Source organism: Streptomyces sp. NPDC020489 (genome assembly GCF_044386545.1).
GTDB lineage: Bacteria > Actinomycetota > Actinomycetes > Streptomycetales > Streptomycetaceae > Streptomyces.
In genome coordinates this window covers 381,838-391,270 of sequence record NZ_JBIRUZ010000009.1, presented here as the reverse complement: position 1 = coordinate 391,270, position 9,433 = coordinate 381,838, and the positions used below count along the sequence as shown (strand labels likewise).

10 protein-coding genes are annotated in these 9,433 nt (G+C 71.5%); all 10 read right to left on the bottom strand.

Going from position 1 to position 9,433, the window contains the following annotated elements; genetic code table 11:
• Positions 1-269 precede the first annotated feature (269 nt).
• The 10 genes from nusB to mltG all read right to left on the bottom strand — a co-directional run bounded on the left by nusB (position 270) and on the right by mltG (position 9,428).
• On the bottom strand, positions 270-704 hold the full coding sequence (gene nusB / locus ACH41F_RS25810) for a transcription antitermination factor NusB (protein ID WP_391240858.1): 435 nt from the start codon (positions 702-704) through the stop codon (positions 270-272).
• Between the two features lie 2 nt (positions 705-706).
• On the bottom strand, positions 707-1,273 hold the full coding sequence (gene efp / locus ACH41F_RS25805) for an elongation factor P (protein WP_391240855.1): 567 nt from the start codon (positions 1,271-1,273) through the stop codon (positions 707-709).
• 49 nt (positions 1,274-1,322) lie between these two features.
• The gene (locus ACH41F_RS25800) at positions 1,323-2,429 is read right to left on the bottom strand and encodes an aminopeptidase P family protein (RefSeq protein ID WP_398837703.1); all 1,107 of its coding nucleotides are present in this window, start codon (positions 2,427-2,429) and stop codon (positions 1,323-1,325) included.
• A 115-nt stretch (positions 2,430-2,544) separates the two neighbouring features.
• Positions 2,545-3,372 carry a Pro-rich N-terminal domain-containing protein gene (locus ACH41F_RS25795; RefSeq protein WP_391240849.1) on the bottom strand — a complete coding sequence of 276 codons (828 nt, stop codon included), beginning with the start codon at positions 3,370-3,372 and terminating at the stop codon, positions 2,545-2,547.
• A gap of 186 nt (positions 3,373-3,558) precedes the next feature.
• Entirely contained in the window at positions 3,559-4,650 is a 1,092-nt protein-coding gene (gene aroB / locus ACH41F_RS25790) for a 3-dehydroquinate synthase (RefSeq protein WP_398837701.1), read from the bottom strand.
• Positions 4,647-5,159, bottom strand: coding sequence for a shikimate kinase (locus ACH41F_RS25785; RefSeq protein ID WP_391240844.1), 513 nt, complete (start codon positions 5,157-5,159; stop codon positions 4,647-4,649). Before ACH41F_RS25785 ends, aroB begins: the two co-directional genes overlap by 4 nt.
• A complete protein-coding gene (aroC, locus tag ACH41F_RS25780) occupies positions 5,156-6,340 on the bottom strand; it encodes a chorismate synthase (protein WP_391240842.1) in 1,185 nt (394 codons plus the stop codon). Before aroC ends, ACH41F_RS25785 begins: the two co-directional genes overlap by 4 nt.
• Positions 6,341-6,511: 171 nt before the next feature.
• Positions 6,512-6,847, bottom strand: a complete 336-nt coding sequence (locus tag ACH41F_RS25775; RefSeq protein WP_398837699.1) for a hypothetical protein — start codon at positions 6,845-6,847, stop codon at positions 6,512-6,514.
• 45 nt (positions 6,848-6,892) lie between these two features.
• A complete protein-coding gene (locus tag ACH41F_RS25770; RefSeq protein ID WP_391240836.1) occupies positions 6,893-7,732 on the bottom strand; it encodes a shikimate dehydrogenase in 840 nt (279 codons plus the stop codon).
• A complete protein-coding gene (mltG, locus tag ACH41F_RS25765; RefSeq protein ID WP_391240833.1) occupies positions 7,713-9,428 on the bottom strand; it encodes an endolytic transglycosylase MltG in 1,716 nt (571 codons plus the stop codon). Before mltG ends, ACH41F_RS25770 begins: the two co-directional genes overlap by 20 nt.
• Between the last annotated feature and the right edge of the window lie 5 nt (positions 9,429-9,433).

The window sequence follows — 9,433 nt, the reverse complement described above, 5'->3', positions numbered from 1 at the left end:
GGTGGGGGAGCGCCGCGTTTTCTCCCCCCCCCCGGCTCCAACAACTGTGGGCACCCCCCCCCCCCACAACCGCTTTGTCGCCGCCCCCCCCCCCCCCCCCCGGGCCCGCCGGGGGGGGCGCCCCCCCCCCCCCCCCCCCCCCCCGGCGGCTTTCTGCGGCTCCCGTGGGCCACAGGGGCACCAGGGGGCACCGGACATGCCAGAGGGCCCGCAGCAGTCACGCTGCGGGCCCTCTGGCATGTGTCGTACCTCTGGTGGCCTGGCGGCCCTTACGCCTCGTCGCGGCGCAGGGACGGCTTCAGGTCCTTGAAACGGCCCAGCAGGCCGTTCACGAACGCCGGCGACTCGTCCGTGGAGAACTCCTTCGCCAGCTGCACGATCTCGTCCAGCACGACGGCGTCCGGGGTCGCGTCGACCCAGATCAGCTCGTAGGCGCCGAGACGCAGCAGGTTGCGGTCCACGACCGGCATCCGGTCCAGCGTCCAGCCGACGGAGTACTGCGCGATCAGCTCGTCGATGCGCCGCGCGTGCTCCGCGTAGCCCTCGACCAGCTGCATCGTGTACTCGCTCACCGGCGGCTGCCGGGTGTCTCCCCGGGAGAGCCGGATCCAGTCCGCGAGGACCGTCTGGACGTCGACGCCGCGCTGGTCGCCCTCGAAGAGGATCTGGAAGGCGCGCTTGCGGGCCGTGTTGCGGGCAGCCACGGTTAGCTGTTCACCCGGCCGAGGTAGTCGCTCGTACGCGTGTCGACCTTGATCTTCTCACCGGTGGTGATGAAGAGCGGCACCTGGATCTGGTGGCCGGTCTCCAGGGTGGCGGGCTTGGTGCCACCCGTGGAGCGGTCGCCCTGGACACCCGGCTCGGTCTCCTGGATGGTCAGCTCGACGGCGGCCGGCAGCTCGACGAAGAGCACCTCGCCCTCGTGCTGCGCGACGGTGGCGGTGAAGCCCTCGATCAGGAAGTTGGCGGCGTCGCCGACGGCCTTGCGGTCGACCATGAGCTGGTCGTAGGTCTCCATGTCCATGAAGACGAAGTACTCGCCGTCCATGTAGGAGAACTGCATGTCGCGCTTGTCAATCGTGGCCGTCTCGACCTTGACGCCGGCGTTGAAGGTCTTGTCGACGACCTTGCCGGACAGCACGTTCTTGAGCTTGGTGCGCACGAAAGCGGGGCCCTTGCCGGGCTTGACGTGCTGGAACTCGACGACGGACCAGAGCTGGCCGCCTTCGAGCTTGAGCACCAGGCCGTTCTTGAGGTCGTTCGTGGAAGCCACGGTTGCGGAATCTCCTGGACTGACGTGGACGACCCCGGCGCACGCACTCCTACAGCGCGAGCAGCTCCTTGGTCGTGATGGTGAGTAGCTCGGGTCCGCCGTCCGCCTCGGGGCGTACGACGAGCGTGTCATCGATCCGGACGCCGCCCCGACCCGGGAGGTGGACCCCCGGTTCTACGGTGACCGGCACGCAAGCGTCCAGTTTACCCATGGCCGCGGGGGCCAGCTGCGGGTCCTCGTCGATTTCGAGTCCCACGCCGTGTCCGGTCAGCGCCACAAGGCCCTCCGCGTGGCCCGCGGAGGCCAGCACCTGACGTGCGGCTTGGTCCACGTCACGGTACGCGGCCCCTGGTGCGAGGGCCTCCCGCCCGGCGCGCTGGGCGGCGAAGACCAGGTCGTACAGCTCGATCTGCCAGTCGGCCGGTGAGGTCCCGATCACGAACGTACGGCCGATCTCACAGCGGTAGCCGCGATACGTCGCCCCCAGGCACACGGAGAGGAAGTCGCCCTCCTCCACCCGGCGGTCGGTGGGACGGTGCGCCCGCCGGCCGGAGTTGGGGCCGGTGGCGACGGAGGTGGGGAAGGCGGGACCGTCGGCGCCGTGGTCCACCAGGCGCCGTTCCAGTTCGAGAGCGAGGTGGCGTTCGGTGCGGCCGACGAGGATGGACTCCAGCAGCTCCCCCAGGGCCTGGTCGGCGATCTCGGCGCCGATGCGCAGGCAGGAGATCTCCTCCTCGTCCTTGACGATCCTGAGCTGCTCGACGGCTCCGCCGAGGTCCGCGAGGCGGATCCTCGGGGCGACCGAACGCAGGGCCCGGTGCCGGGCCACGGTGAGGTGGTGCTCCTCCACGGCGAGCGAGTCCACGCCCTGGATCACCGCGAGGTCGGCGGCCGCGACGGCGGCGTCACCGCCGGACCCGGGCAGGGTCATCAGGCGCAGCGCCTCGTCGGGCCGGCCCTCACCGGCACGGTCGTCGGGCGGATCGGCACAGAGCAGGACGTCCTCGGTCGTGCCGAGCAGCAGGACGGAGCCCTGGGGGGCGGCGCCCGCGAGGTAGCGGACGTTGGCGGGGCGGGAGATCAGCGCGGAGGTCGTGCCGACCGCGTTGCAGCGTTCCCTCAGTCTGGTGCGGCGGGCCGCATGGACCTCTGACATGTCTCGAGCGTAGGAGCGGTGTCTGTTTTATGCCGGTTGAGAGGGTGCCAATGGGGGTGGTGCGGGCCGGTGGGGGCCGGGCGCGCAGTTCCCCGCGCCCCTCAAGCGGGTCCAGTCACCAGCTCGGGGGACTCGCGATCGAGCGTGCCAGGACGTCGTCCAGGACCTGGGCCGTCTGCGGTACGTCCAGCTGGGAGTTGTCGATGATCGGCAGGCCCGAGCCGTACCAGCCCGCCATCCGGCCGTGGATCCGCGCGACCTCCTCGTCCGTGAGGCGGCGGTTGCCCGAGCGTTCGGCGTTGCGCTCCAGGACGATCTCCAGGCCCGGCAGCAGGACGACGGGCAGCAGGCCCGGTCCGACATGGCGCTTCCAGCCGCCCAGACCCACCACCGGACGGTCGGGGAAGACCGCGTCGTCGAGGATGCAGGAGATGCCGTTGGCGAGGAAGTTGCGGGCGGCGAAGCCGCAGGTGCGGCGGGCCAGGCGGTACTGGGCCTCGGAGTGGTCGTTCCAGCCGGACTGCGGGTCGGCGAAGCCCGAGCGGACCCATTCGCGTACGTCGTCGAGGCTGATGTGGGCGGTGGGCACCCGGCGGTGGTCCGCCCAGTACTTGGCGACGCTCGTCTTGCCGGCGCCGGCCGGGCCGATGAGCAGGACCGCGAGGGTGGTGCCGGCGGGGTCGGCCCCGGCCGGGGCGGGTGGGGTCGCGGGGGCGCCGACCGGGACACCGGGGGGCAGCGGCACATGGCCGGTGGTGTCCGGGGCCGGGGAGGTCGGCGGGGTCGGGGGCGGCGGCGAGAAGCCCGGTGCCGGGGGCGGCGGGGGCACCGGGGCGGACCCCTGGTGCGCTCCCGGGTGCTGTGCGGCCGGCGACCAGCCGACGGCCGGTCCGTGCCCCGGCTGATGGGGCGGCGGCAGCGGAGAACCCACTGCGTGCTGCATCCGGTGCCACTCCGTCTCGTTCTACTGGCTCGGCTCACTCGCCGCAGGCAATTGGCGCCGGCAGCGGAGACGAACCCCGCTGCCTACCGAACGGTACCGTCCCCGGCCGCCGTATGGTGAACGGCCGGGGGCGGTCCTAAGTGCCCGTGCCCGCACGGCACATCGGACGAACAACTCCTCGGCCGACTACTCGCCCACTTCTCCGTACGCGGCGAGCAGCACCGCCGGGTCCGGGCCCTCCAGGACGGTGGGCTTGGCCAGCCCGTCGAGGACGATGAAGCGCAGCAGGTCACCGCGGGACTTCTTGTCGACCCTCATGGTCTCCAGCAGCTTGGGCCACTGGTCGTAGCGGTAGTGCAGGGGCAGCCCGACGGACTCCAGGACCGTACGGTGGCGGTCGGCCGTCGCGTCGTCCAACCGGCCTGCGACACGGCCGAGTTCGGCGGCGAAGTGCATGCCCACGGCGACCGCGGCGCCGTGCCGCCACTGGTACCGCTCGTTCTTCTCGATGGCGTGGGCGAGCGTGTGACCGTAGTTGAGGATCTCGCGCAGACCGGACTCCTTCAGGTCCGCGGAGACGACCTCGGCCTTGACCCGGATGGCCCGCTCGATGAGCTCGGAGGTGTGCGGCCCCGCCGGGGTGCGCGCGGCCTGCGGGTCGGACTCGATGAGGTCCAGGATCACCGGGTCGGCGATGAAACCGGCCTTGATGATCTCGGCGAGACCGGAGACGTAGTCGTGGACCGGCAGCGACTCCAGCGCGGCCAGGTCGCACAGCACACCGGCCGGCGGGTGGAAGGCTCCGACGAGGTTCTTGCCCTCGGCGGTGTTGATGCCGGTCTTTCCGCCGACGGCCGCGTCGACCATGGCGAGCAAGGTCGTCGGAACGGCGACCCAGCGCACCCCGCGCAGCCAGGTCGCGGCGACGAAACCGGCCAGGTCGGTGGTGGCGCCGCCGCCGACGCCGACGACGACGTCGGAACGGGTGAAGTTCGACTGCCCGAGGGCCTTCCAGCAGTAGGCGGCGACCTCGGCGGTCTTCGCCTCCTCGGCGTTGGGCACCTGGATGGCGATCGCCTCGAAGCCCTGCTCGGCGAGGTCGGCACGCAGCGCCTCACCGGTCTCGGCGAGCGCCTCGGGGTGGATCACGGCGACCCGCTTGGCCTTGGCGCCGACCAACCCGCCGAGCTCACCCAGGAGTTGACGACCCACCAGGACCTCGTACGGCTCGCTGCCCGCGGTGCCGCCGACCTGGATCCGCGTCACTGCCTCACTCATGCCTGCTTCAACTCCAGTGCGTCCAGGGCCGCTTCGGTGACTTCTTCGGGGGTACGGCCGTCGGTGGCGACGACCGCCGTGGCGACCTGCTCGTACAGGTGACGGCGGGCCTCCATCAACTCGCGCCACTGTTTGCGCGGGTTGACCGCGAGCAGGGGGCGGGCGGCGTTGAGGCCGGTGCGCTTGACCGCCTCCTCGACGTCCATCGAGAGGTAGACGACGTCGACTCCGGTGAGCGCCGCGCGCGTACCCTCGTCGAGGATCGCGCCGCCGCCGAGGGCGAGGACGCCTCCGTGCTCGGCCAGCGCCCGCAGCACCGCCCGCTTCTCGATCGCGCGGAAGGCCGCCTCGCCCTCGTCGACGAAGATGTCGGCGATGGCCCGGCCCTGCTCGGCGACGATGTCGTCGTCGGTGTCCCGGTAACCGACCCCGAGGCGCTCGGCGAGCAGCTGTCCGACGGTGGACTTGCCCACGCCCATCGGGCCGACGAGGACGACCACGGGGCTCATCGGATGGCCAGGTTCTCGAGGTACGAGCGGACGTTCCGGCGGGTCTCGGGCACCGAGTCGCCGCCGAACTTCTCCGCCACCGCGTCCGCGAGGACCAGGGCGACCATGGCCTCGGCGACGATGCCGGCGGCCGGCACCGCGGAGACGTCGGAGCGCTGGTGGTGAGCCTGCGCCGCCTCACCGGTGGCGACGTCCACGGTCTGCAGGGCGCGCGGCACGGTCGCGATCGGCTTCATCGCGGCACGGACCCGCAGCAGCTCGCCGGTGGACAGACCACCCTCGGTGCCGCCGGAGCGGCCGGAGACCCGGCGGATGCCCTCGGGCGTGCTGACGATCTCGTCGTGCGCCTTGGAGCCCGGCACCCGCGCGAGGTCGAACCCGTCGCCGAGTTCGACGCCCTTGATCGCCTGGATGCCCATGAGCGCGCCGGCGAGCCGGGCGTCCAGCTTGCGGTCCCAGTGGACGTGGGAGCCGAGGCCCACGGGGACGCCGTAGGCCAGGATCTCGACCACGCCGCCGAGGGTGTCACCGTCCTTGTGGGCCTGGTCGACCTCGGCCACCATCGCCTTCGAGGCGTCGGCGTCCAGGCAGCGCAGCGGGTCGGCGTCCAGCTTCTCCACGTCGGCCGGCGTCGGGTACACCCCGGCCGGGGCCTTCACCGAGCACAGCTCCACGACATGGCTGACGATCTCGATACCGGCCGTCTCCTTGAGGTACGACCGGGCGACGGCGCCGAGCGCCACCCGGGCGGCGGTCTCCCGCGCGGAGGCGCGCTCCAGGATCGGACGCGCCTCGTCGAAGCCGTACTTCTGCATGCCCGCGAGGTCGGCGTGACCGGGGCGCGGACGGGTCAGGGGCGCGTTGCGGGCGAGACCGGCGAGGACGTCCGGGTCGATGGGGTCGGCCGCCATGACCTGCTCCCACTTCGGCCACTCGGTGTTGCCCACCATGATCGCGACCGGGGAGCCCAGCGTGAGACCGTGCCGGACGCCGCCGAGGAAGGTGACCTGGTCCTGCTCGAACTTCATCCGGGCACCGCGCCCGTAGCCGAGCCGGCGCCGGGCCAGGTGGTCCGCCACCATCTCCGTGGTGATCGGCACGCCGGCCGGAAGGCCCTCCAGCGTCGCCACGAGTGCGGGGCCGTGGGACTCCCCCGCGGTCAGCCAGCGCAACCTGCTCAACGGTGCTCCTCAGTGCTCGCGCCCTCGTACTGCCCTGCGTACGCGCGTCCTCGCGTACGGCATCGGCGCGACCGGGTGCGCGGCCCCGGCCCGCCACCTTCGATCCTCCCATGTCCGGCCCACTGCGCCCGCCGCTGGTCCATCAGGCGGACGCGTGGCGGCCATGGCGGCTCAGGCGGAGCCGTTGCCCTGCTGGTTCGGCGGCGCGTAGGCCCCGAGGAAGTCGGCGCCGCTCTGCTGCGGCTGGGCCGGCGCCTGCTGGGGCGCCCAGGCCCCGAGGTAGTCGGCGCCGCTCCCCTGTCCGTACTGTGCCGCCGCGTGGATCGGCTGCCCGTTGCGCACGGCACGCCGGTAGTCGATCTTGCGCTTGAGCTTCAGCGCCCAGGAGACGAGCACCGCGAGCACGACCAGGGCGAGCACCGTGATCTGCACCCAGTCGGGCATGAACCTCAGTACTGCCTCGAATATCTCGCTCTTGCCGGATGCCAGCTGCACGCCTGCGGACACGTCGAAACCCCCTCCCGTTCCGCCCCCTGCGGAACCTGGAGGATCCTAGCGGGCGGCCAGCGCGCGCTCGCCCGCTTTTCGCATGGCCGCCAGCGGGGCCCGGGGCGCCCCCGTCATCTGCTCCACCTGGAGGACCGCCTGGTGCACCAGCAGGTCGAGTCCGCTGACGACGGCTCCGCCGAACATGGACCAGCGGGCCGCGAGTTCGGTGGGCCACGGTTCGTAGAGCACGTCGAAGAGGGTGGCGGGCCGTTCGGGCACGGCCGCGGCCAGGGCGTCCGTCGTACCGGCCGGGGTGGTGGCGATCACCAGGGGCCGGTGCAGCGCGTCCGCCGCGTCCGCCCAGTCCGCCGTGCGCACCTCGACGTCGAGGCGCTCGCCCCACTGCCGCATCTCGGCGGCCCGGGCCTCGCTGCGGACGTGGACGACGATCTCGCCGGTGCAGACGCGGGCCAGCGCGGCCAGCGCGGACGACGCGGTGGCGCCGGCGCCGAGGATCGCGGCGGAGTCCACCTGCTCGATGCCGTGCTCCCGCAGGGCGGCGACCATCCCGGGGATGTCGGTGTTGTCGCCGACGCGGCGGCCGTCCTCGGTGAGGACGACGGTGTTGACCGCCTCGACGGAGCGGGCCGTCTCGGTGATCTCGTCGAGCAGCGGGATGACCGCCCGCTTCAGCGGCATGGTCAGCGACAGCCCCGCCCACTCCGGTCCGAGCCCGGCGAGGAAGGCGGGCAGGGCGGCCTCGTCGACCTCGAACCGGTCGTACGACCAGCCGGTGAGCCCCAGTTCTTCGTACGCGGCGCGGTGCAGCACCGGGGAGAGGGAGTGGGCGATGGGGGAACCGAGCACGGCTGCCCGGCGGGCGTCAGTTGCCCCTGCTCTCATTGAACTTGTCCTTGAGCTTGTTGAACTCGGCCAGCGTCTTGGCGAACTCGGTCGTGTTCACACCGTCGGTCGCCACGAAGTAGTACCAGCCGTCGTGGGTCGGGTTCAGCACCGACTCCATCGCCTCGTCACCCGGGTTGTCGATGGGACCCGGCGGCAGACCCTTGTGCTTGTACGTGTTGTACGGGTCCTGGTTCTCCTTGACCTCCGACTCGGTGACGTCGATGTTGCTCTCGTTCTTCAGGTAGTTGTACGTCGAGTCGAACTGCAGGGCGCCGTAGGTCTCCGGGTTGGCGGGGTCGAGGCGGTTGTAGACCACCTCCGCCATCTTGCGGTAGTCCTCGGCGGTCTTGCCCTCGGCCTGGACGAGGCTCGCGACCGTGACGAGCTGGAGCGGGTTGTCCAGCTTGAGCGCCTCGGCCTTGGCCTCCAGGTCGAGCGAGGCGTACTTGCTCGCGGCTCGGCCGACCATCTCCTTCAGGACCGTCTCGGGCTTCATGCCCTTGGCGGCGCCGTAGGTCCCCGGGTAGAGGAAGCCCTCCAGCGGGTCCTTGATGTCGTCGTTGCTGTCCGCCCAGTCGGGCAGACCGAGGCTCTTGTACTTCGCCTCGGCGACCTTCTTGGTGGTGCCGGAGGAGAGGTCGAGCTTCTTGTCGATGGCCTTGTAGACGGACAGGTTGCGCTCGCCCGGCTTGACGAGCACGTTGTTCTGGCTCTTCGGATCGAGCATCAGCTCGACGGCGCTCTCGGCCGACATCTGCTTGTTCAGCAGATAGGTGCCCGCCTGGATCTGGCCCGCCTTCTTGTTCTGCGTGAACGCGGCCACGAACGCGTCGACACTCTTGACCACGCCCGCCAGTTCCAGACGCCGGCCCATCTCCGTCCCGTTGGCGCCCTTCGGGATGCTGATGACCACGCGCTCGCCGGTGCCGTCGCCCGCGTAGTCCGGCGCGGGGGCGAAACGATCCTGGTAGAACTGGTAGCCGAAGTAGCCGACGCCGCCGATCCCGCCGCCGAACACCAGCAGGACCACCAGACAGGCGCAGCCACTGCGCCGCTTCTTCGGCTTCTTGCCGCCGCGCCCCCTGCGGTCGCCCCGGCCGCCCGGGGCCCCGGGGTCGCCGGTGTCGTCCGCGTCCTCGTCCGCGCCCCCGCCGCCCGCGAAGAAGGCGTGTTCCCCCTGGTCGGGGCCGGGGTCCCAGTCCGTCTGCTGCGGTTCCGGCTCGGTGCGCCGGCGGCTCGGCGGCTCCGGCGGCGGGTACGCGTCAGGGGTGCCGTAGTAGTCGGGCTGCTCCCCCGTGGCGTACACGGCGGCCTGCTGACCGTAGGGGTCCGAGGGGTCGGTGTACGGGACCTGCGTGGGCGTCCCCGCGCCCCAGCCGTTGCTGTCGTACTGGTTCTGGCCGTCGTACTGCTGGTGCTGCTGGGGGACGTACTGCTGCTGGTCGTAGCTCTGCTGGGGGTCGTACTGCTGCTGGTACTGCTGCTGTGCCTGGCCCTGGTCGGCCTGTCGGCCGGTGTCCCAGTCGCCGTACTCGGACTGCTGCGGCTCGTGCGGATAGTGCTGCGGCTGGCCGCCGTAGGCAGCTTGCTGACCCATAGGGGCCTGCTGCCCTTCCCATCCGCCGTCCCCGTAGTACGGGTCCTGCGGATGCCACGGTTCGGAACCTTCCTGGCCCCGGCCATACTCAGTCATCGATC